The organism is Hydrogenophaga intermedia (assembly GCF_023715105.1).
Lineage (GTDB): Bacteria > Pseudomonadota > Gammaproteobacteria > Burkholderiales > Burkholderiaceae_C > Hydrogenophaga > Hydrogenophaga intermedia_A.
Map to the genome: position 1 here is coordinate 319592 of NZ_JAMBNO010000002.1, position 21065 is coordinate 340656.

Genomic DNA, 21065 nt, shown 5'->3' on the forward strand with positions numbered 1-21065 from the left:
CGGGCGCCGTCGAGGCGGCGCGATGTAGCGCGTGCGACATGCGAGCACACGTCAACACCACCTGCCTCGGGGTTTCCCCTCGTCATGCAGATCGGTCGCATGCTGACAATGCCGGCGATGGCAAGCAACAACGCTGACGACTGCATCCTCGAGGCCAAAGGCCTGGTGAAGGAATTCAAGGGCTTCATCGCCGTGAACGACGTGAACCTGCGCGTGCGACGCGGGCAGATCCACGCCTTGATCGGCCCCAATGGCGCGGGCAAGACCACGGTCTTCAACCTGCTCACCAAATTCCTTATCCCCACGCGCGGCCAGATCCTCTACAACGGCGAGGACATCACCACGCAGAAGCCCGCCCAGGTGGCGCGGCGTGGCATGGTGCGTTCGTTCCAGATCTCGGCCACCTTCCCGCACTTGAGCGTGCGCGAGAACGTGCGCATCGGTCTGCAGCGCGCCACGGGGCAATCGTTCCATTTCTGGAAATCGAAAAAAGTGCTCGACGGGCTGGACGAGCGCGCCATGGTGCTGCTGGAGACCGTGGGCCTGGCCGAGTTCGCCGACTGGGTGACGGTGGAGCTGCCCTACGGCCGCAAACGCGCGCTGGAGATTGCCACCACGCTGGCCACCGAGCCGGAACTGATGCTGCTGGACGAGCCCACGCAGGGCATGGGCCACGAGGACGTGGAACGCGTGACGCAGCTCATCAAGAAGGTGTCGGCCAACCGCACCATCCTGATGGTGGAACACAACATGAACGTGGTGTCGAGCATCGCCGACACCATCAGCGTGCTGCAGCGCGGTCAGGTGATCGCCGAGGGCGACTACGCCACGGTGTCGGCCAACCCGCAGGTGCTGGAGGCCTACATGGGCAGCGCCGACGCCGCACTGCAAGGGGCACATTGATGGCGGAAGAACTCCTGAGCCTGAGTGGCGTGAACGCCTGGTACGGCGAGTCGCACATCCTGCATGGCGTCGATCTTAAGGTGCACCGCGGCGAGGTGGTGACGCTGCTCGGGCGCAACGGCGCGGGCCGCACCACCACACTCAAGTCGATCATGGGCATGGTGGGCAAGCGCACCGGCTCGATCCGCGTGTTCGGGCAGGAAACGGTGAACATGCCCACGCACCAGGTGGCGCGCCTGGGCCTGGGCTACTGCCCCGAGGAGCGCGGCATCTTCGCCAGCCTGAGCTGCGAGGAGAACCTGATGCTGCCGCCCGCGGTGGCCGACGGCGGCATGTCGATCGACGAGCTCTACGAGCTTTTCCCGAACCTGAAGGAGCGCCGCAACAGCCCGGGCACGCGCCTGTCCGGCGGCGAGCAGCAGATGCTCGCGGTGGCGCGCATCCTGCGCACCGGTGCCAAGCTGCTGCTGCTCGACGAGATCTCGGAAGGCCTGGCGCCCGTGATCGTGCAGACGCTGGCGCGCACCATCCGCACGCTGCGCGAGCGCGGCTTCACGATCGTGATGGTCGAGCAGAACTTCCGCTTCGCGGCCCCGCTTGCGGACCGCTTCTACGTCATGGAACATGGCCGCATCGTCGAGGGCTTCTCTGCTGCAGAGCTCGACGCGAAGATGGGCATGTTGCACGAGTACCTCGGTGTCTGATCACACAGCAAACGCCGGGGTTGGTCTTTCCACGTTCACACCCTGAAGGAGACGACGACATGATGAAAACGACGACGAAGCTGCTGGCCACCGCGGCCGCAGCCATGCTGACCGCCGGAGCCGCGCAGGCGCAGATCTCCGACGGGGTGATCAAGATCGGCGTGCTCAATGACATGTCGGGCCTGTACGCCGACATCGCCGGCCCCGGCTCGGTGACGGCTGCGCGCATGGCGGTGGAGGACTTCGGTGCCGCCGCCAAGGGCATGAAGGTCGAGATCGTGGGCGCCGACCACCAGAACAAGCCGGACGTGGGCTCCACCGTGGCACGCACCTGGATCGACGTCGACAAGGTCGACGCCATCGCTGACGTGCCCACCAGCTCGGTGGCGCTGGCCATCAACCAGATCGTGCGCGACAAGAACAAGGTGTTCCTGAACTCGGGTGCTGCCACCTCCGATCTGACCGGCAAGGCCTGCAGCCCCAACACCGTGCACTGGACGTACGACACCTGGATGCTGGCCAACGGCACCGGCAGCGCGATCGCCAAGACCGGCGGCGACAGCTGGTTCTTCCTGACCGCCGACTACGCCTTCGGCCACGCGCTGGAGCGCGACACCGAAGCCGCTGTGCTCAAGGCCGGTGGCAAGGTGCTCGGCAAGGTGCGCCACCCGTTCCCGGGCCAGGACTTCTCGTCCTTCCTGCTGCAGGCACAGGCCAGCAAGGCCAAGGTGATCGCGCTCGCCAACGCCGGCGGCGACACCATCAACTCCATCAAGCAGGCGGCCGAGTTCGGCATCACGCGCGGCGGCCAGAACCTGGCGGGCATGCTGATGTTCATCGCCGACGTGCATTCACTCGGTTTGAATACGGCCCAGGGCCTGATCTTCACCGAGACCTTCTACTGGGACCTCAACGACCAGACGCGCGCCTGGAGCAAGAAGTTCGCCGAGCGCAACGGTGGCAAGTACCCGACGATGGTGCAGGCCGGCGTGTACGCCTCGGTGCTGCACTACCTGAAGGCGGTGGAAGCCGCCAAGACGGATGACGGCCTCAAGGTGGTGGAGCAGATGAAGAAGATGCCCACCGACGACCCGCTGTTCGGCAAGGGCACGATCCGCCAGGACGGCCGCAAGATTCACCCCGCCTACCTGGTGGAAGTGAAGAAGCCGTCCGAGTCCAAGGGACCGTACGACTACTACAAGATCCGCGCCACCATCCCGGCCGATCAGGCATTCCGCCCGCTCAACCAGGGCGAATGCCCGCTCGTGAAGTAAACGGAGCACGTCGAGCATGACCGAGATCTTCGGCATTCCCACCGCGGCCCTGTTCGGGCAGTTGCTGATCGGGCTGATCAACGGCTCCTTCTACGCGCTGCTCTCGCTCGGGTTGGCCGTGATCTTCGGTCTGCTCAACATCATCAACTTCACGCACGGCGCCCAGTACATGATGGGCGCCTTCGTGGCGTGGCTGTTGCTCAACAAGCTGGGCATCGGCTACTGGTGGGCGCTGCTCATCGCTCCGATCGTGGTGGGTGCCACCGGCGTTCTCATCGAGCGCCTGATGCTCTCGAGGCTGTACAAGCTCGATCACCTCTACGGCCTGCTGCTCACCTTCGGCATCGCACTCATCATCCAGGGTCTGTTCCGAAACGAGTACGGCTCCTCGGGGCAACCCTACTCCATTCCCGCGCAGTTGCAAGGTGCCCAGAACCTGGGCTTCATGTTCCTGCCCAATTACCGCGGCTGGGTGGTGGCGGCCTCGCTCATCGTCTGCCTGTCCACCTGGTTCGTGATCGAGCGCACCAAGCTAGGCGCCTACCTGCGTGCGGCCACCGAGAACCCCACGCTGGTGCAGGGCTTCGGCATCAACGTGCCGCGCATGATCACGCTCACCTACGGCTTCGGCGTCGGCCTGGCCGCACTGGCCGGCGTGATGGCCGCGCCCATCTACCAGGTCAGCCCGCAAATGGGCGCCGACCTGATCATCGTGGTGTTCGCGGTGGTGGTGATCGGCGGCATGGGTTCGATCATGGGCGCCATCCTGACCGGCTTCGGTCTGGGCATCATCGAAGGCCTCACCAAGGTCTTCTACCCCGAAGCCTCCAACACGGTGATCTTCGTGATCATGGCCATCGTGCTCCTGATCAAGCCCGCGGGGCTGTTCGGCACCCAGAAATGAACACGCCCATGAGCACCACCACCTCCTCCGCCCCCGTCGACGCCCTGGCCACCAAGGCCGCTGGCGGCCACTCGCACATGGCCATCGCGTTCGGCCTGATGGTCGCGTTCTTCCTGATCGCGCCGCTGTTCGTGTACCCCGTGTTCCTGATGAAGGTGATGTGCTTCGCGCTGTTCGCGTGCGCCTTCAACCTGCTGATCGGCTTCGGTGGTCTGCTTTCGTTCGGCCACGCGATGTTCCTGGGGAGCGCCGGGTATGCCTCGGCCCACGCGGCCAAGGTCTGGGGCCTCACACCGGAGCTGGCCATCCTGTTCGGCACGGTCTGCGCCGTGTTGCTGGGCGTCGTGGCGGGTGCGCTGGCCATCCGCCGCCAGGGCATCTACTTCGCCATGATCACCCTGGCGTTGGCACAGATGGTCTACTTCTTCAGCCTGCAGGCCAAGTTCACCGGCGGCGAGGACGGCATCCAGGGCGTGCCACGCGGTCAGCTGTTCGGCTTGATCGACCTGGGCAGCCCGATGGCCATGTACGCCGTGGTTTTCACGGTGTTCATCGGCGGCTTCCTGCTGATCTGGCGTGTGGTCCATTCCCCCTTTGGCCAGGTGCTGCAGGCCATCCGCGAGAACGAGGCGCGAGCCACCTCGCTCGGCTACGACACCGACCGCTACAAGCACCTGGCTTTCGTGCTCTCGGCCGGCCTGGCGGGTCTGGCCGGTGCCACCAAGGCCATCGTGTTCCAGCTGGCCTCGCTCACCGACGTGCACTGGAGCATGTCGGGCGAGGTGGTGCTCATGACGCTCCTGGGTGGCATGGGCACGCTGTTCGGCCCCGTGGTGGGCGCGGCCATCATCGTCTCGATGCAGAACTACCTGGCCCAGCTCGGCGCCTGGGTCACCATCGTGCAAGGCGTGATCTTCGTGATCTGCGTGCTGGCCTTCCGCCGCGGCGTGGTGGGCGAGATCGCGAACTGGCTCAAGAAGCCCTTGTGAAACGACGTGCACACAAGGAAAAAGCGCCCCGAGGGGCGCTTTTTCTATGGTCGAGTCGTCAGACCCTCTCGAATATCCCGGCGGCGCCCTGCCCCATGCCTACGCACATCGTCACCATGCCGTACTTCTTCTGATGCCGCTGCAGCGCATGCACCACGGTGGCCGAACGGATGGCACCGGTGGCGCCCAGCGGGTGGCCGAGCGCAATGGCGCCGCCCATGGGGTTGACCCTGGCCGGGTCGAGGCCCAGGGTGTTGATGACGGCGAGCGACTGGGCCGCAAAGGCTTCGTTGAGCTCGATCCAGTCCATGTCGTCCTGCTTCAGGCCGGCGTAGCGCAGCGCGGCGGGAATCGCCTCCACCGGGCCGATGCCCATGATGTGCGGCGGCACGCCGCGGCTGGCGTAACTCACGAAGCGCGCGAGCGGCTTCAGGCCGAAGCGCTTGACGGCGGCCTCGCTGGCAAGGATGAGCGCGCCCGCACCGTCGCTGGTCTGCGAGCTGTTGCCCGCGGTGACCGAGCCGCGCGCGGCGAACACGGTGCGCAGCTTCGCCAGGCCTTCGAGGCTGGTGTCCGGGCGCGCGCCTTCGTCCAGGTTCACGGTGCGGGTGCGGGTGCTCACCTCGGCCGTCTCCAGGTTCACGTCGCGCTCGGTCACTTCCACCGGCGTGATCTCGTTCGTGAACTCGCCATTCTTCATGGCGATGACGGCGCGCTGGTGTGACTGCAGCGCGAAAGCGTCCTGCGCGTCGCGCGAGACCTTCCACTGCTGCGCCACCTTCTCGGCCGTGAGACCCATGCCGTAGGCGATGCCGTACTGCTCCACGTCCTGCGTGTTGGCGAAGATGGCAGGCGACAGGCTGGGCGAATTGCCCATCATGGGCACCATGCTCATGCTCTCGGTGCCGGCGGCGATCATCACGTCGGCCTCGCCCACGCGGATGCGGTCGGCCGCCATGGCCACGGCAGACAGGCCCGAGGCGCAGAAGCGGTTGACCGTGATGCCGCCCACGCTGTTGGGCAGGCCGGCGAGGATGGCGCCGATGCGCGCCACGTTCAGGCCCTGCTGAGCCTCGGGAATGGCGCAGCCGCAGATGACGTCTTCGATGGCTTTCGGATCGAGGCCGGGCACCTGCGCGAGCGCGGAGCGCAGCGCAATGGCGAGCAGGTCATCGGGCCGCAGGTGACGGAACGAACCCTTGTGCGAACGGCCGATGGGCGTGCGCGTGGCGGCGACGATGTAGGCGTCTTGAATCTGTTTGCTCATGGTGGGGCTCCTCAGTTGCGCACCGGCTTGCCGGTGTTGAGCATGCCAAGAATCCGCTCTTGGGTTTTCGGGTTCGTGATCAGCGCGCAGAAGGCCTGGCGCTCCAGCGTCATCAGGTATTCCTCGCTCACCAGGGTGCCCGGGTCGACGTCGCCACCGGTGACCACGTTGGCGATCAACGTGGCGATGTGGAAGTCGTGCTGGCTGATGAAGCCGCCGTCGCGCATGTTCACGAGCTGCCCCATCACCGTGGCCTTGCCCGAGCGGCCGGCCACCGGAAACAGGCGCTTGTGCGGCGCGCGGTAGCCGGCGCGAAACATGGCCTTGGCTTCGTTGAGCGCCACGAACAGCAGCTCGTCCTTGTGCGGCACGATCAGGTCGGACTCAAGCAGGTAGCCGATGCTGCGCGACTCGATGGCACTCGTGCCCACCTTGGCCATGGCAGCGGCGGTGAAGCCCTCGGTGAGGAAGGGCAGCAGGTCCTTGCCGGTGGAGGTGGCGGCGTTCTCGGCCGCGCGGCGAGCGATGTAGGTGAGGCCCCCCGCGCCCGGTATCAGGCCCACGCCCACTTCCACCAGGCCGATGTAGCTCTCCATGTGTACCACACGCTTGCTGCTGTACACGGCCAGCTCGCAGCCGCCGCCCAACGCCATGCCGCGGATCGCCGAGATCACCGGCACGCTGGCGTAGCGCAGGCGCAGCATGGTCTGCTGCATGAAGCCTTCGGCGTCTTCGATGGCGGCCACGCCCACGGCCAGGAAGGCCGGCAGCATGGCCTGCAGGTCGGCACCCACGCTGAAGGGCTCGTCGCCCGACCAGACCACCAGTCCCTGGTATTGCGATTCGGCCAGTTCCACCGCCTGCATCAGGCCTTCGCAGACCTCGGGGCTGATGGCGTGCATCTTGGTCTTGATGCTGGCGATCAGCACCTCGTTGTCCAAGGTCCAGAGGCGGATCGAATCGGTCTCTTCGATGGTGGTGCCCGCATCGGCGAAACGCGGACCGGCTTCGCCCAGCAGCAGCTCGGGGAAGGGCTGACGCTGGTACACCGGCAGCTCACGGCGCGGCTCGAAGCGGCCGCTCGACGGGTTCCACGAGCCCTGCGCTGTGTGCACGCCACCCGCTTCGGCCACCGGGCCCTTGAACACCCAGGTGGGCAAAGGCGCCTTGCTGAGTGCCTTGCCGGCGTCGATGTCTTCCTGAACCATCTTCGCCACCTCGAGCCAACCGGCTTCCTGCCAGAGCTCGAACGGACCCTGCTTCATGCCGAAGCCCCAGCGCATGGCCTGGTCGACGTCGCGCGCGGTGTCGGCGATGGTGGCCAAGTGCACAGCCGCGTAGTGGAAGCTGTTGCGCAGGATGGCCCACAGGAACTGCCCCTGGGGTCCGGTGCTGTTGCGCAGCAGCTTCAAGCGCTCGCCCGCGGGCTTCTTGAGCATGCGGCCGTACACATCGTCGGCCTTTTCACCAGCGGGCACGTACTCGCCGCTGTCGAGTTCGAAGCGCATCACGTCGCGCCCGACCTTCTTGTAGAAGCCGGCCTTGGTCTTCTGGCCCAGGTGGCCTTTGTCGAGCAACGCCTTGAGCACGGGGGGCGTGCCGAAGCTGCCGTAGAACGGGTCGGTCTGCTCGTTCAGGTTGTCCTGCAACGTCTTGATGACGTGGGCCATGGTGTCCAGGCCCACCACGTCGGCGGTGCGGAAGGTGCCGCTGCTGGCACGCCCCAGGCGTTTGCCCGTGAGGTCGTCCACCACGTCGAAGGTGAGGCCAAAGTTCTCCACCTCTTTCATCGTGCCCAGCATGCCGGCGATGCCGATGCGGTTGGCGATGAAGTTGGGCGTGTCCTTGGCGCGTACCACGCCCTTGCCCAGGCCGCTGGTGACGAAGGTCTCGAGGTCGTCGAGGATCTTCGGTTGCGTGGCCGGTGTGGCGATCAGCTCCACCAGCGTCATGTAGCGCGGCGGGTTGAAGAAGTGGATGCCGCAAAAGCGCGGCTTGATCGCTTCGGGCAGCGCTTCGCTGAGCTTCGTGATCGACAGGCCCGAGGTGTTGGACGCGACGATGGCGTGCTTCGCCACGTGCGGCGCGATCTTGCCGTACAGGTCGAGCTTCCAGTCCATGCGCTCGGCGATCGCCTCGATCACGAGATCGCACTCGCCCAGCAGGGCCATGTGCTCCTCGTAGTTGGCGGCCACGATCAGATCGGCATCGGCCGCCACACCGATCGGCGAGGGCTTGAGCTTCTTGAGGTTCTCGATGGCGCGGGTGACGATGCCGTTCTTCGGGCCTTCCTTGGCCGGGAGATCGAACAGCACCACCGGCACCTTGACGTTGACGAGGTGGGCAGCGATCTGCGCGCCCATCACGCCCGCGCCGAGCACGGCGACTTTTCTGACGTTGAAACGGTTCATGGGTTATCCGTGGAGGTGGCCGCGGTCACTCGACGCGTTGCCAGACCTGGGTTCGAAAGAAAGGACCGATGTAGCCGCGCATCTCGAGTTGGGCGCCGCCATTGACGGGCTTCAAACGCGCGCGGTAGCTCTTGCCGTTGTTCGGGTCGACGATGGTGCCGCCCTCGTAGACGGCCTTGTCGGTCTCACCTTGCTTGATGCCACGCAGGATCTCCAGCCCGAGCACCGGCTTGTCCTTGCGGTCGTCGGTGCACTTGTCGCACACGGCCTTCTGGTCGGTGGCGGGGTCGAGCAGCTTCTCGATGCGGCCGCTGAAGACGCCGTTGCTCTCGGTGATGCGCACCAGCGACTTCTCTTTCTTCGAGTCGTCGTCGATGGTCTTCCACAGGCCCGTGGGCGTCATCTGCGCGTGGGCAAGGCCCGCGAGCGTGATCAGGGAAGTGGCAAGCGTCGTCTTGAGCAACATGGCGGTCTCCTTCGGGGTGAGGCGGTCGATCAGGCCAGGGCCAGATCGGTGTCCATCAGCACCTTGCTGCCCGAACGCGCCAGGCGCATGAGCGTGGCGGTCTCCGGGAACAGCTTGGCGAAGTAAAAGCGCGCGGTCTGCAGCTTGGCGGCGTAGAACGGGTCGGTGCTGCCGGCGTCGATGGCGCGCTGCGCGGCTTGCGCCATGCGCGCGAAGAAGTAGGCGAACACCAGGTGACCGGCCACGCGCAGATAGGGCACGGCGGCCGCACCCACCTCGTCGGCGTTCTGCATGCCCTTGAAGCCGATCTCGGTGGTGAACTTGGTCATCTGCTCACCCAGGTAGCCCAGCGGGTTGATGAACTCGGCCATCTTCTCGTTGACGCCCTCTTCCTCGACCAGCTTGGCGACCAGCTTGCCGAACTTCTTGAGCGTGGCGCCGTTGTTGCCCAGCACCTTGCGGCCCAGCAGGTCCAGGCTCTGAACCGTATTGGTGCCCTCGTAGATCATGTTGATGCGGGCATCGCGCACGTACTGCTCCATGCCCCATTCCTTGATGTAGCCATGGCCGCCGAACACCTGCAGGCAGTGGTTGGTGGCTTCGAAACCGTTGTCGGTGAGGAAGGCCTTGGCAATGGGCGTGAGCAGCGCGGCGAGGTCGGCGCAGTCCTTGCGCACCTTCTCGTCGGGGTGGTTGAGTTCCTTGTCGAGCAGCAGGGTGCAGAACATCAGCAGCGCACGGCCGCCTTCGGCGTAGGCCTTGGCGGTGAGCAGCATCTTGCGCACGTCGGGGTGCACGATGATCGGGTCGGCCGGCTTGCTCTTGTCCTTCACGCCCGAGAGGCTGCGCATCTGGATGCGGTCCTTGGCGTAGGCCAGGGCATTCTGGTACGCCACTTCGGTCAGGCCCAGGCTCTGGTTGCCCACGCCCAGGCGGGCCGCGTTCATCATCACGAACATCGCGGGCAGACCCTTGTTGGGCTCACCCACCATCGTGCCGACGGCGCCGTCGAGCACCATCTGCGCGGTGGCGTTGCCGTGGATGCCCATCTTGTGCTCCAGGCCACCGCAGTGGATGGCGTTGCGCTCACCCAGCGAGCCGTCGGCCTTCACCAGGAACTTGGGCACCAGGAACAGGCTGATGCCTTTGCTGCCCACCGGTGCATCGGGCAGGCGCGCGAGCACCAGGTGCACGATGTTCTCGGCCATGTCGTGTTCGCCGGCGCTGATGAAGATCTTCTGGCCGGTGAGCTTGTAGGTGCCGTCGGCCTGCGGTTCGGCCTTGGTGCGCAGCATGCCCAGGTCGGTGCCGCAGTGGGGTTCGGTCAGGCACATGGTGCCGGTCCACTTGCCGCTCGTGAGCGGCGGCAGGTACAGCGCCTTCTGCTCGGGCGAGCCGTGCGCGTGCAGGCATTCATAGGCACCGTGCGACAGGCCGGGGTACATCGTCCAGGCCTGGTTGGCGCTGTTGAGCATCTCGTAGAAGCACTGGTTCACGATGAAGGGCAGGCCCTGGCCGCCGAACTCGGGGTCACACGAGAGCGCGGGCCAGCCACCTTCCACGTACTGCGCGTAGGCTTCCTTGAAGCCCTTGGGCGTGCGGACTTCGTGCGTGGTCTTGTCGAGCACGCAGCCCTCTTCGTCGCCGCTGATGTTGAGCGGAAAGGTCACCTCGGCTGCGAACTTGCCGCCTTCTTCGAGCACCGCGTTGATGGTGTCGGCGTCGATCTCGGCGTGCTTGGGACATGCCTTGAGTTCATCGACGGCATGGAACACCTCGTGCATGAGGAACTGCATGTCGCGCAGGGGCGGGGTGTAGACGGGCATGGGTGAAGCTCCTGTGGTTTCGACGAAAGGGGTTGTTTGGTTGGCGATTCAGCGCTTGCGCCGCGGTGCTTCGGCAGCACCGTTGCGCTCAAGAATGGCGGCAAAGCCGCGCCAGGCGCGCTCGAGGCAACCGGGGCTGCGCAGGAAGCGTGCTTCGTAGTGCAGCGCAAGGATGAGACCGTGGATTTCGAACGCCACCTGTGACGCGTCCGTGTCGGGCGCAAAGTGGCCCTCCTCCACGGCGATTTCGATCGCGCGCTTGAGCGCGTCCTGCCAGGTGGTGACGGAACTGGCCAGCGCGTCGCGCACCGGGCCCGGGCGGTCGTCGAATTCGACCGCGCCGCTGATGTAGATGCAGCCCGAGTCGATCTCGACCGAGGTGCGCTTCATCCAGTTGTCGAACAGCGCGCGCAGGCGCGGCAGACCACGCGGCGCAGCCATGGCGGGATAGAACACCTCGTCCTCGAAGCGCGTGTGGTACTCGCGCACCACCGAGATCTGCAGTTCCTCGCGCGAGCCGAAGTGCGCGAACACACCCGACTTGCTCATCTGCATCACCTCGGCCAGCGCCCCGATGGACAAGCCTTCGAGACCGATCTGCGTGGCCAGACCGAGGGCGGCGTCGACGATGGCCGCCTTGGTCTGCTGGCCCTTGGGCGCGTGGCGGGCAGCATCGGCACTGCGCGGCGCGGCGGCGCGGCGTGGGCGTGTGGAGGTCTCGCTGCTCATGTGCTCGGTGGGTCCGGGTGAATGGGGCTCGTCAAAAGAAACGAACGGTCGTGCTATTTTGACCCAGATCGTGCGTCACGCAACACGCCTGCGACACAAAGACCGTGTGGCTTTAGGGCCTGGCGTCTAGAAACGATGCCGGCCGTACTCCCATTGCAGGGGCTTCACGCCAGCCGTCCCGTTCCACGGACGCACCGTCCGCGCGGTCAGGCGGTGGCACCAGGGCGCGGCAAGCTCCTGTGGCGCGCCTGCCATCCTCACCCGCTGGGCGCGCGAGTCCGGAGGTCACCATGAGCAGCCCCACCGCAGCGTCCCGCCTATGCACCGCGCAGTCGACTTCGCCCGTCCGCATCGACACCCAGGCCGGGCCCGCCCTGCTTGAACGCTTTGCCGACCTGCAATCGCGGTGCATCGACCCCGACACCTTCGATGCGGCCGACTTTGAACTGTGGCAGGCGCTGGACGACCACGCGCGCGAGGGCAGCGGCGTGCTCGATCTGCGGCCCCACGGCGAGGCGCTGATGCGCGTTCCGGGTGAGTTGATGGAGGCCTTCTTCGATGTCTGCCGCTGCCAGTCAACGCCCTTGCAGGCGATGTACCTGCCGAGCGAACTCAGCGCGAGCGCAGACTGGGTGCGCGCTTGCCCGGACGACGTGCTGATCGTTCAGGAGGCGCAGCTGTCGGCCTGAGCCCGGGCTCAGAGCCGCCCGCCGGGCAGCAGCAGGTTGAGGCTGTGTTCGAGGCTTTCGCCAGGTGAGCGCTTGAAGCCGCTGCGCGCAAAGCGTTGCAGGCGCCCGACGCAAAACGCCGTAATCACAGACGCGTCGGCCTGCGCATCCACCGTGGGGGTGGTGGTACCGGTGAGCACGGCGGCCTCACGCAGGTGCTGGCGCAGGCTGGACTCGAACTTGTCAAAGAACAGGTTCATGCGTTGCTGCAAGCGCTCGTTCTCGAACACCAGCGCGTCGCCCACCATCACACGCGTCATGCCAGGGTTCTTTTCACCGAACTGAAGCAGCAGCGTGACGAGCTTGCGGCAACGCACCAGCGGATCGGCCTCGCGCTCGCCCACCTGGTTCACCAGGCCGAAGACCGTCTGCTCGATGAATTCGATCAGGCCTTCGAACATCTGGGCCTTGCTCGCAAAGTGGCGGTACAGCGCCGCCTCGCTCACCTCCAGCCGGGCGGCCAGCGCCGCGGTGGTGATGCGTTCGGCCCCGGGTTGCTCCAGCATGGTGGCCAGAGCCTGCAGAATCTGCACGCGCCGCTCGCCGGGCTTGGGCCGCTTGCGCGTGGCGGTTTCGGGCGTTTCCGCCGCGGCCGCGGTGGCCAGCGTGTCGTCATCGGGGGTGGGCATCTCGGGCGCGGCGTTGGTCATGGTCGTGCGATCGGTCCGTGAGGTGGCGTCGAAGGGCGCCCGATGGGCCCCGGGGGTACTCCCGCGGGGCATTCTCGCACAGCTGGCAACATCTGGTTACCCAGCATCGGCGCGGGCTGTGGAGCTAGTGGGCGACCGCATCGAACACCACGCGCACGCGCAGGCCGCGCCCCTGCGCACCCTCGTCGAACTGCAGCTGCGTGCGGTGCGCGCGGGCGATGCCGTCGGCAATGGCCAGACCCAGGCCGTGCCCGCCCGCTGGCGAGCCGGGCACCCGGTAGAAACGCTGCAGCACGCGCTCCCGCTCGGCCGGGGCAATTCCCGGGCCGTCATCCTCGACCTCGATCCACGCCTGCGCGCTGCCGGTTGATGCGTGCTGCCCGCAGCGCAGCGTGACGTGGCCGTGGGCTGGGGTGTACTTGATGGCGTTGTCCACCAGGTTGATGAGCAGTTCGCGCAACAACCAGGTGTGGCCGCGCGTCTGCGCCGGGGCCACCTCCAGGCCGAGGTCGATGTGGCGGACGCTTGCGGCGTCCAGAAATTTGGCGAGCAGGCTTTCACACAGCTCGGCCAGATCGATCTGCTCGAGCGCGCTCTCGTCGTCGCGCAGCGCGTCGGTGCGCGAGAGCGCCAGCAACTGGTTGGCCAGCTGGGTGGTGTTGCGCGTGGCATCGCGCAGGCGCAGCACCTGCTCGGCGCGCAGGCTCAGCAAGTCGCCTGCGCCCATGCTGCGGGTGGCCTGGGCCCAGGCCTCCACCTGCGCCTGCAGGCCGGCCAGCGGCGTGCGCAACTGGTGCGCGGCGTCGGCCACGAAACGGCGCTGCGTCTCGCTCTGTTCATTGACGCGCGCGAACAACCGGTTGAGCGCGGCCACCAGGGGGCGCACCTCGGCCGGGGTCTGGCGGTCGTCGATGGGGCTCAGGTCGCGCGGCGAGCGCCGCTCCACCGCCTGCTTGAGCTCGATCAACGGCTGCAAGGCGCGCGAGATGCCCCAGCTCAGCACCACGGCGGCCACGGCAAACAACAGCAGGTTGGGCAGCAGCACGCGCAGCAGCACGTTGCGCACCCACCGCTGGCGCGCATCGCTGCCATCGGCCAGCATGAAGATCAGTTCGCCCGCCTCGGTGCGCATGCGCTGGGCCACGACCCGGTGGGTCACGCCGCCCTCCACCACGCTGATGAACTCGGGCGCGTCGGTGGTTGGCAGCAGGGTGGGCAGCCAGGTCGGCCCCACGAGCTGCTGCCCTTCACCATTGAAAACGCCGACCGCAGCGTAACCCTCGCGATCGGCCAGGAACTCCTGCACCGGTGGCGCCATGAGCAAGGCCAGGTCGTCCGCCTGCGTCGGCGCCTGCAGCACCGCGTCGGGCTCGGCCAGGCCCGGCGCGGCGCGCCCGGCAATGCGCGAGACCACCACCGAATCGGCCAGCATGGGCACCAGGCGCTGCAGGCGCTGGTCCTGCTGCAGGGCAGCGGTGCCCGCGCTCTGGTAGTGGAAGAGGACGCTGAAGGCGCCGATCAGCGCGATGGTGGCCAGCAGCGTGATCAACAGGCGGCGGCGCAGGCCGCCGATCATGTCCTGTGTGAGGCCCTGCTCAATCGTCGCCGGCGGCATCGGCACACTCCAGGCGGTAGCCGAAGCCGCGAATGGCCCGCAAGCGCAGGCCTGCGGGTTCGAGCTTGCCGCGCAAGCGCGAGACGTAGACCTCGATCGCGTTGGGCGTGATTTCCTTGTCCCAGCCGGTGAGCGCGGCCAGCAGCTTGTCCTTGGCGGCGGGCTTGGGCGCCTGCAGCAGCATGTACTCCAGCACCGTCCACTCGCGCGGTCCGAGCTCGAGTGGCTGGCCCGCCAGCGTGGCGCGGCGCTGGGCCGTGTCCATCTCGAGCGCGCCGATCGACAACACCGCGGTGGTGGCCGCCTGCGAGCGCCGCAGCAGCGCGCGCAGGCGCGCCAGCAACTCAGGCAGCTCGAACGGCTTGACCATGTAGTCGTCGGCGCCCAGGTCGAGCCCCTGCACGCGATCGGACAAGGCGTCGCGGGCGGTCAGGATGAGCACCGGCATGGCCAGTCCGCGCGAGCGCACCCGTCGGGTCAGCTCCAGACCGTCCACGCCCGGCAGCCCGATGTCCAGGATCGCGGCGTCGAAGCTGTCCCTGTCGAGAACGGCCTCGGCGCGCTCGGCGCTGCCCACCCAGTCGACGGTGTAGCCGGCGTCGGTGAGGCCCAGCTTGATCCCGCTGGCGACCAGCACGTCATCCTCGACGAGCAACAGGCGCATGGGATCAATGCGAGCGAATCATGGTGCCGAAGGGCTCGTTGCCCAGCACCTCGAGCAGCAGCGCATGCGGCACCCGGCCATCGATGATGTGCACGGCGTTGACACCGCTTTTCGCGGCGTCCAGCGCACCGGCGATCTTGGGGATCATGCCGCCCGAGATGGTGCCGTCGGCCACCAGCTCGTCGATGCGCCGGGGCGTGAGTTCGGTGAGGAGCTGCATGTCCTTGTCGAGCACGCCGCGGATGTTGGTGAGCATGAGCAGCTTCTCGGCCTGCAGCACGGTGGCCAGCTTGGCCGCCACCACGTCGGCGTTGATGTTGTAGCTCTCGTTCTGCTCACCAAAGCCGATCGGGCTGACCACGGGGATGAACTGGTCGTCCTGCAGCGCCTTCACCACGGCCGGGTCGATGCCGACGATATCGCCCACCTGGCCCACGTCATGCTCGCGCGAGGGGTCGGCCTGGTCGGCCATGCGCAGCTTGCGCGCGCGGATCATGGCGCCGTCGCGCCCGGTGAGGCCCACGGCCTTGCCGCCGGCCTGGTTGATCAGGCCCACGATGTCCTGCTGCACCTCGCCGGCCAGCACCCACTCCACCACCTCCATGGTCTCGGCGTCGGTGACGCGCATGCCCTGGATGAACTCGCCCTTCTTGCCCAGGCGCTTGAGCAGGGTCTCGATCTGCGGGCCACCGCCGTGCACCACCACCGGGTTGATGCCAACCAGCTTAAGCAGCACCACGTCTTCGGCGAAGTCCTGCTGCAAGGATGGATCGGTCATGGCGTTGCCGCCGTACTTGATGACCATGGTCTTGCCGTGGTACCGCCGGATGTAGGGCAGCGCCTGGGCAAGGATCTCGGCGCGGTCGCGTGGGGCGACGGAGGTGATGTCGGGTGCGGTGGACATGCGCGGGCTTTCGGGAAAGGCCAAAGCCCGGATTTTAGGGAGGGCTCAGAAATGGATACCCCGCATCATCTGCTGCATGGCAATTGCCTCGGGCGAGAGCTGCGGCTTCGCGCCCTTCTCGCCCTTGGCCGCCGCCGAGTCGGGGAACATGCGAAAGCTCGTGTTCATCACGATCTGCGCGATGCGCGGCACCAGCGCGTGCATCACCTGCCCGGTGATGCCCAGGCGCGTGGCGATGCGCACCGGTTTGTCAATGCAGGCCTGCGCGATCATGTCGGCCGCCTCCTCGGGCGCCAGGGTGGGCACGTTCTGGTAGATCTTGGTCGGCGCGATCATCGGCGTGCGCACCAGCGGCATGTTGATGGTGGTGAAGGTGATGCCCTGGTCGGCGAATTCGCTGCTGGCGCATCGCGTCCACGCGTCCAGCGCGGCCTTGCTGGCCACGTAGGCGCTGAAGCGCGGCGCGTTGGTGAGCACGCCGATCGAGCTGATGTTGACCACGTGTCCCTTGCGCTTGGCCACCATGCCGGGCAGCAGGCCCATGGTCACGCGCAGGCAGCCGAAGTAGTTGAGCTGCATGGTGCGCTCGAAGTCGTGGAAGCGGTCGTAGCTGCCTTCGATGGCGCGGCGGATCGAGCGGCCCGCATTGTTGATGAGGAAATCCACGCCACCGTGATTGGCGATCAGCAGTTGCACGAAGCGGTCGCAATCGGTCATGTCGGCGATGTCGGCCGGGTAGGCGATGAACTGGTAGCCCTTCTGCTTTGCCTCCTTGCAGGCCTCATCGAGCTTGTCCTGGTCACGCCCGCAGATGACGGTAATGGCGCCGGCCTCGGCGAACTTGTGTGCGGCTGCCAGGCCGATGCCCGAGCTACCCCCCGTGACCAACACGACCTTTCCCGCCACGGTGCCCTTGAGGCTGCGGTCGCGGTGCAGGTCGGGGTCGAGGTGACGCTCCCAGTAGTCCCACAGGCGCCACGCGTAGTCCTTGAGGTTGGGGCATTCCACGCCGCTGCCCTTGAGCGCGGCCAGCGTGCCGCGGCAGTCGAAGCGCGTGGGGTAGTTGACGAAGGTGAGCATGTCCTCGGGCAGGCCCAGGTCCTTCATGATCGCGTCGCGCACGCGGCGCACCGGCGCCAGCGCCATCAGGCCCTTCTTCACGCTCTTGGGGATGAAGCCGAGCAGCGCCGCATTGACGAACAGGTTCATCTTGGGCGCGTGTGCGGCCTTGCTGAAGATGTCGAGCACGTCGCCCACACGGTAGCCCACCGGGTCCACCAGGTGGAAGCACTCGCCGCCCTTGCGCTGGCCGTGGCTGATGTGGTCGAGCGCGTTGACCACGAAGTCCACCGGCACGATGTTGATACGCCCGCCTTCCAGGCCGATGCTCGGCATCCAGGGCGGCAGCACCTGGCGCATGCGCTGGATGAGCTTGAAGAAGTAGTAGGGCCCGTCGATCTTGTCCATCTCGCCGGTCTGGCTGTCACCCACCACCAGCGCCGGGCGGTACACCGTCCAGGGCATCTTGGTCTCGGCGCGCACGAGCTTCTCGCTCTCGTGCTTGGTCATGAAGTACGGGTGGTCGATGTTCTCGGCCTCCTCGAACATGTCCTCGCGGAACACGCCTTCGTACAGGCCCGCGGCAGCGATCGACGACACGTGATGGAAATGCCCGGCACCGATGGCCTTGGCAAAGTCCAGCGTGTGGCGCGTGCCCTCGATGTTGACCGCCACCTGGCTGTCCTCGTCGGCGCCCAGGTCATACACCGCGGCCAGGTGATAGAAGTGATCGATCTGGCCCTTGAGCGCCTTCACGTCGTCGGCCGAGACCCCAAGCTTCTTCTCGGTGAGGTCGCCGAACACCGGCACCGCCCGCGCAGGGCCCACACCCCAGTGCTCGCGCAGCGCCGCCACCTTGCCCTCGCTTTCCTTGCGGATGAGGAAGTGCACCACGGCACCCTTGCGTTGCAGCAGCTTGCCGACGAGACGCTTGCCGATGAAGCCGGTGGCACCGGTGACGAAGTAATGCATGAAGGATCTCCTGAGCGGATGGTGTGAACGGATCGTCTGCGATTCTGTTGCACGGGCAGGGCCGCTTCATTCCGCAAAAACCCGCGTGCGCTGCAGCAATCTCTAGTCGCGCTTCCCTACACAGAGCCGGCACACACGGCCAACATGCAGGGCCATGGCGGTATTGACCGCCAGCCCCGCCACCGCAATCACCCCACAGGAGCCCGCAGCATGGTCAAGAAAGTCTCCAAGGGCGGCAGCGCCGCCAAGTCCCAAGCCACCGCCAACGCCTCGCCCCTGGCCGGCGCCATCAAGGAATCGGCCCAGCAGATCTGGCTGGCCGGTCTCGGCGCATTCTCCAAGGCCCAGGAAGAAGGTGGCAAGGCCTTCGAGACCCTGGTGAAGGAAGGCATGTCGATCCAGCGCAAGACCCAGGCCGTGGCCGAGGAGCGCATCACCGAGGCCACCAGCCGCGTGAGCAGCATGGCCAACGAGATCCAGAACAAGGCCGCCGGCCAGTGGGACAAGCTCGAGAGCCTGTTCGAAGAGCGCGTGGCCAAGGCGCTCGGCAAGCTCGGTGTGCCCTCGGCGCGCGACGTGGATGCGCTGATGGAGCGCATCGATGCGCTGAACAAGCAAGTGCTCAAGCTCGGTGGCGTGGACGTGCCCGCTGGCAAACCCGCCCGCAAGGCCACGGCGCGCAAGGCCGCTGCGCCGAAGGCGGCAGCCAAACGCGCACCCGCCCGCAAGGCCGCGGCGAAGAAGGCGGCTTGATCCTGCTGCAGCGCAGCAGCGTTGAGCGGGCCCGCGCCCTACACTCGGCCGCATGACCGCACGCCGCAGCTCCCCCGCTCCGCGCATCGCCCTGGCCCTGGCCGGCGGTGGCCCGCTCGGCGCCATCTACGAGATCGGCGCCTTGTGCGCACTCGACGACACGCTCGACGGCCTGAACCTCAATGCCTGTGACCACTACATCGGTGTGTCGGCGGGCGGGTTCATCGCCGCGGCGTTGGCCAACGGCATCACGCCGCGCGAGTTGTGTGAAAGCTTCATCGAAGGCCGACCCCGCTTCGACGGATTCGACCCGGCCTGGCTGATGCGCCCGGCCTGGGGCGAATTCGCGCAGCGCCTGCGCGCGCTGCCGCAGCTGGCCAGCGGTGCGGCGTGGTCGTGGCTGGTGGAGGGCAAGGCGTTTTCGCAGGCCATCGAACGGCTGGGCGCCGCGCTGCCCACGGGTGTGCTCGACAACGAAGCCATCCACACCGAGATCCAGCGCCTCTTCAGCCGCCCGGGGCGCACCAATGACTTCCGTGAACTGAAGGCCCGCCTGACGCTGGTGGCCACCGCGCTGGACAGTGGCGACGCCACGCCCTTCGGCCGCCCGGGCTGGGAACACGTGCCCATCTCGCGCGCCATCCAGGCCAGCGCCGCGCTGCCGGGCCTGTTTCCGCCGGTGCTCATTGATGGCCGGCACTACGTGGACGGGGCGCTCAAGAAGACGCTGCACGCCAGTGTGGCGCTCGACGAGGGCGTTGATCTGCTGTTGTGCGTGAACCCACTGGTGCCCTACCACGCCTCGCCCGAGGCCACACATGAAGGCCGCATCCCTGCGCTGGTGGAAGGCGGCCTGCCGGTGGTGATGAGCCAGACCTTCCGCTCGATGATCCATTCGCGGCTGGAGCTGGGCTTCAAGCAATACGAGCGCACCTATCCGCACACCGACATCGTGCTGCTCGAGCCCGACCAGCGCGACGCCGAGCTGTTCTTCGCCAACACCTTCAGCTACCGCCAGCGCCGCGAAATGGCCGAACACGCCTACCAGCAGACGCGCGCGCTGCTCAAGCTGCGTGCCGGCCGGCTGGCGCCCCAACTGGCGCGCCACGGCATTGCGATCGACCACGCCGCGCTGGCCGACCCGCAGCGCCGCCTGATCGACACCCGCATCAAACCCGCCGACAGCGCGGTGGCCGCGCGCCTGCACCGTGTGCTCGACGAACTGCAGCGGCGCCTGCCGCAACCCGCCTGAGGCGCGCCAGGCACATGGCCAGGAAAGCCCCGCGCCGCACGGCCGAGCGCATCCTCGAAACCACGCTCGACCTCTTCAACCGCTTCGGCGAACCCAACGTCTCGACCACGCTGATCTCGGCCGAGCTCGGCATCAGCCCGGGCAACCTGTACTACCACTACCCGGCCAAGGACGAGCTCATCAACTCGCTGTTCGAGCGCTACGAGCGCGCACTCGGCGAACTGCTGGGCGCGGCCGACGGCGTTCGCAACGTGGAAGACGCCTGGTTCTTCCTGCACTCGCTGTTCGAGCGCATCTGGGAGTACCGCTTCCTTTACCGCGATCTGAACGACCTGCTGTCGAAGAACCGGCTGCTGGAGACGCGCTTCCAGGCACTGCTGGCGGCCAAGACGCGCGCCGTGCGCGGCCTGCTCGGCGGCCTGGGCCGCTCGGGCGCGGTGCAACTCGACAGCCGCGAGGTCGAACCCACGGCCGACAGCATGGTGGTGCTGATCACCTACTGGCTGAGCTACGAATACGTGCGCGACCCGCGGCGCGCGCTGGAACCGGAACAGGCGCAATCGGCCTTGTTGCGCGGTGCCCAACACGTGTTGCACCAACTGGCGCCATATCTGGAGCCAGCGCAGCGGCAGCATCTGATGGGGCTGTCTTCGGCGTACCAGCGCTGATTGTTCTGGGCTGATTCTGTGGCGGGTGTCAGGGCGGTGCCCCTGACGCAAGCGTTGTTGGTATTCCACCGGCGGCGCGCCGACACCTCGTTGCCGAGGGCTTGGGCTGTGTGGACGGGGGCGCCTGTGCGCTGGCGAGGAGCACAGGCTGCGTGGCCGCGCGCGCAGCGCGCTTCGTAAACTGACTCACGGCATCTGTCTGAGGTTCTATGTTTTTCGTCAAGCCGGTTTTGGCAGCAAGCGCGCTGGATCGAAGGTCTCGCTGCCTTTCCAGACCGCGAATGCCACACGCAACAGCTTGCGGCCCAGGATCACCAATGCCTCGGT

General features: G+C 66.8%; 19 protein-coding genes. 9 read left to right on the forward strand and 10 right to left on the reverse strand.

Going from position 1 to position 21065, the window contains the following annotated elements:
* Positions 1-117 precede the first annotated feature (117 nt).
* Genes M3149_RS03230 through M3149_RS03250 form a run of 5 tightly spaced genes read left to right on the forward strand, consistent with a single transcriptional unit; the run spans position 118 to position 4774 of the window.
* Positions 118-903 carry an ABC transporter ATP-binding protein gene (locus M3149_RS03230; protein ID WP_251707890.1) on the forward strand — a complete coding sequence of 262 codons (786 nt, stop codon included), beginning with the start codon at positions 118-120 and terminating at the stop codon, positions 901-903.
* Positions 903-1607 carry an ABC transporter ATP-binding protein gene (locus M3149_RS03235; RefSeq protein ID WP_251707891.1) on the forward strand — a complete coding sequence of 235 codons (705 nt, stop codon included), beginning with the start codon at positions 903-905 and terminating at the stop codon, positions 1605-1607. Before M3149_RS03230 ends, M3149_RS03235 begins: the two co-directional genes overlap by 1 nt.
* A 59-nt stretch (positions 1608-1666) precedes the next feature.
* Positions 1667-2881, forward strand: a complete 1215-nt coding sequence (locus M3149_RS03240) for an ABC transporter substrate-binding protein (protein ID WP_251707892.1) — start codon at positions 1667-1669, stop codon at positions 2879-2881.
* A 16-nt stretch (positions 2882-2897) separates the two neighbouring features.
* Complete coding sequence (locus tag M3149_RS03245) at positions 2898-3785, forward strand: branched-chain amino acid ABC transporter permease (RefSeq protein ID WP_251707893.1); 888 nt, start codon at positions 2898-2900, stop codon at positions 3783-3785.
* Between the two features lie 8 nt (positions 3786-3793).
* Positions 3794-4774: a branched-chain amino acid ABC transporter permease gene (locus M3149_RS03250; protein ID WP_251707894.1), complete on the forward strand. Its 981-nt coding sequence runs from the start codon at positions 3794-3796 to the stop codon at positions 4772-4774.
* Between the two features lie 58 nt (positions 4775-4832).
* On the opposite strand, the gene M3149_RS03255 is transcribed toward M3149_RS03250, so the two are convergent.
* From M3149_RS03255 to M3149_RS03275, 5 genes are read right to left on the reverse strand one after another with little or no spacing between them, the layout of a single operon-like run.
* Positions 4833-6041, reverse strand: a complete 1209-nt coding sequence (locus M3149_RS03255; protein WP_251707895.1) for an acetyl-CoA C-acyltransferase — start codon at positions 6039-6041, stop codon at positions 4833-4835.
* Between the two features lie 11 nt (positions 6042-6052).
* Entirely contained in the window at positions 6053-8452 is a 2400-nt protein-coding gene (locus M3149_RS03260) for a 3-hydroxyacyl-CoA dehydrogenase/enoyl-CoA hydratase family protein (protein WP_251707896.1), read from the reverse strand.
* A 25-nt stretch (positions 8453-8477) separates the two neighbouring features.
* Entirely contained in the window at positions 8478-8918 is a 441-nt protein-coding gene (locus tag M3149_RS03265) for a DUF2147 domain-containing protein (protein ID WP_251707897.1), read from the reverse strand.
* 29 nt (positions 8919-8947) lie between these two features.
* Positions 8948-10744, reverse strand: coding sequence for an acyl-CoA dehydrogenase C-terminal domain-containing protein (locus M3149_RS03270; RefSeq protein ID WP_251707898.1), 1797 nt, complete (start codon positions 10742-10744; stop codon positions 8948-8950).
* Positions 10745-10792: 48 nt separating this feature from the next.
* On the reverse strand, positions 10793-11473 hold the full coding sequence (locus M3149_RS03275) for a TetR/AcrR family transcriptional regulator (protein WP_251707899.1): 681 nt from the start codon (positions 11471-11473) through the stop codon (positions 10793-10795).
* A 290-nt stretch (positions 11474-11763) separates the two neighbouring features.
* Here M3149_RS03275 and M3149_RS03280 point away from each other — a divergent pair, with 290 nt between their 5' ends.
* Complete coding sequence (locus tag M3149_RS03280; protein ID WP_251707900.1) at positions 11764-12162, forward strand: hypothetical protein; 399 nt, start codon at positions 11764-11766, stop codon at positions 12160-12162.
* Between the two features lie 8 nt (positions 12163-12170).
* Here M3149_RS03280 and slmA read toward each other — a convergent pair whose 3' ends face one another.
* The 5 genes from slmA to M3149_RS03305 form a co-directional block, all read right to left on the reverse strand.
* On the reverse strand, positions 12171-12851 hold the full coding sequence (gene slmA, locus M3149_RS03285) for a nucleoid occlusion factor SlmA (protein ID WP_251707901.1): 681 nt from the start codon (positions 12849-12851) through the stop codon (positions 12171-12173).
* Between the two features lie 124 nt (positions 12852-12975).
* Entirely contained in the window at positions 12976-14466 is a 1491-nt protein-coding gene (locus tag M3149_RS03290; RefSeq protein ID WP_251707902.1) for an ATP-binding protein, read from the reverse strand.
* Complete coding sequence (locus tag M3149_RS03295; protein ID WP_251707903.1) at positions 14447-15130, reverse strand: response regulator; 684 nt, start codon at positions 15128-15130, stop codon at positions 14447-14449. Before M3149_RS03295 ends, M3149_RS03290 begins: the two co-directional genes overlap by 20 nt.
* Positions 15131-15134: 4 nt before the next feature.
* Positions 15135-16034, reverse strand: coding sequence for an acetylglutamate kinase (gene argB / locus M3149_RS03300; protein WP_251707904.1), 900 nt, complete (start codon positions 16032-16034; stop codon positions 15135-15137).
* Positions 16035-16079: 45 nt separating this feature from the next.
* Entirely contained in the window at positions 16080-18065 is a 1986-nt protein-coding gene (locus M3149_RS03305; RefSeq protein ID WP_251707905.1) for an SDR family oxidoreductase, read from the reverse strand.
* A gap of 210 nt (positions 18066-18275) precedes the next feature.
* Here M3149_RS03305 and M3149_RS03310 point away from each other — a divergent pair, with 210 nt between their 5' ends.
* Genes M3149_RS03310 through M3149_RS03320 form a run of 3 tightly spaced genes read left to right on the forward strand, consistent with a single transcriptional unit; the run spans position 18276 to position 20738 of the window.
* Positions 18276-18818: a phasin family protein gene (locus M3149_RS03310; RefSeq protein ID WP_251707906.1), complete on the forward strand. Its 543-nt coding sequence runs from the start codon at positions 18276-18278 to the stop codon at positions 18816-18818.
* 52 nt (positions 18819-18870) lie between these two features.
* Positions 18871-20070 carry a patatin-like phospholipase family protein gene (locus M3149_RS03315; protein WP_251707907.1) on the forward strand — a complete coding sequence of 400 codons (1200 nt, stop codon included), beginning with the start codon at positions 18871-18873 and terminating at the stop codon, positions 20068-20070.
* A gap of 14 nt (positions 20071-20084) precedes the next feature.
* On the forward strand, positions 20085-20738 hold the full coding sequence (locus M3149_RS03320) for a TetR/AcrR family transcriptional regulator (protein ID WP_251707908.1): 654 nt from the start codon (positions 20085-20087) through the stop codon (positions 20736-20738).
* Positions 20739-21065 lie beyond the last annotated feature (327 nt).

Bases quoted from the DNA above. Each gene is read 5' to 3' on its own strand.
- M3149_RS03230 (WP_251707890.1), top strand. From the start codon at position 118: ATGGCAAGCAACAACGCTGACGACTGCATCCTCGAGGCCAAAGGCCTG.
- M3149_RS03235 (WP_251707891.1), top strand. From the start codon at position 903: ATGGCGGAAGAACTCCTGAGCCTGAGTGGCGTGAACGCCTGGTACGGC.
- M3149_RS03240 (WP_251707892.1), top strand. From the start codon at position 1,667: ATGATGAAAACGACGACGAAGCTGCTGGCCACCGCGGCCGCAGCCATG.
- M3149_RS03245 (WP_251707893.1), top strand. From the start codon at position 2,898: ATGACCGAGATCTTCGGCATTCCCACCGCGGCCCTGTTCGGGCAGTTG.
- M3149_RS03250 (WP_251707894.1), top strand. From the start codon at position 3,794: ATGAGCACCACCACCTCCTCCGCCCCCGTCGACGCCCTGGCCACCAAG.
- M3149_RS03255 (WP_251707895.1), bottom strand. From the start codon at position 6,041: ATGAGCAAACAGATTCAAGACGCCTACATCGTCGCCGCCACGCGCACG.
- M3149_RS03260 (WP_251707896.1), bottom strand. From the start codon at position 8,452: ATGAACCGTTTCAACGTCAGAAAAGTCGCCGTGCTCGGCGCGGGCGTG.
- M3149_RS03265 (WP_251707897.1), bottom strand. From the start codon at position 8,918: ATGTTGCTCAAGACGACGCTTGCCACTTCCCTGATCACGCTCGCGGGC.
- M3149_RS03270 (WP_251707898.1), bottom strand. From the start codon at position 10,744: ATGCCCGTCTACACCCCGCCCCTGCGCGACATGCAGTTCCTCATGCAC.
- M3149_RS03275 (WP_251707899.1), bottom strand. From the start codon at position 11,473: ATGAGCAGCGAGACCTCCACACGCCCACGCCGCGCCGCCGCGCCGCGC.
- M3149_RS03280 (WP_251707900.1), top strand. From the start codon at position 11,764: ATGAGCAGCCCCACCGCAGCGTCCCGCCTATGCACCGCGCAGTCGACT.
- slmA (WP_251707901.1), bottom strand. From the start codon at position 12,851: ATGACCAACGCCGCGCCCGAGATGCCCACCCCCGATGACGACACGCTG.
- M3149_RS03290 (WP_251707902.1), bottom strand. From the start codon at position 14,466: ATGCCGCCGGCGACGATTGAGCAGGGCCTCACACAGGACATGATCGGC.
- M3149_RS03295 (WP_251707903.1), bottom strand. From the start codon at position 15,130: ATGCGCCTGTTGCTCGTCGAGGATGACGTGCTGGTCGCCAGCGGGATC.
- argB (WP_251707904.1), bottom strand. From the start codon at position 16,034: ATGTCCACCGCACCCGACATCACCTCCGTCGCCCCACGCGACCGCGCC.
- M3149_RS03305 (WP_251707905.1), bottom strand. From the start codon at position 18,065: ATGCATTACTTCGTCACCGGTGCCACCGGCTTCATCGGCAAGCGTCTC.
- M3149_RS03310 (WP_251707906.1), top strand. From the start codon at position 18,276: ATGGTCAAGAAAGTCTCCAAGGGCGGCAGCGCCGCCAAGTCCCAAGCC.
- M3149_RS03315 (WP_251707907.1), top strand. From the start codon at position 18,871: ATGACCGCACGCCGCAGCTCCCCCGCTCCGCGCATCGCCCTGGCCCTG.
- M3149_RS03320 (WP_251707908.1), top strand. From the start codon at position 20,085: ATGGCCAGGAAAGCCCCGCGCCGCACGGCCGAGCGCATCCTCGAAACC.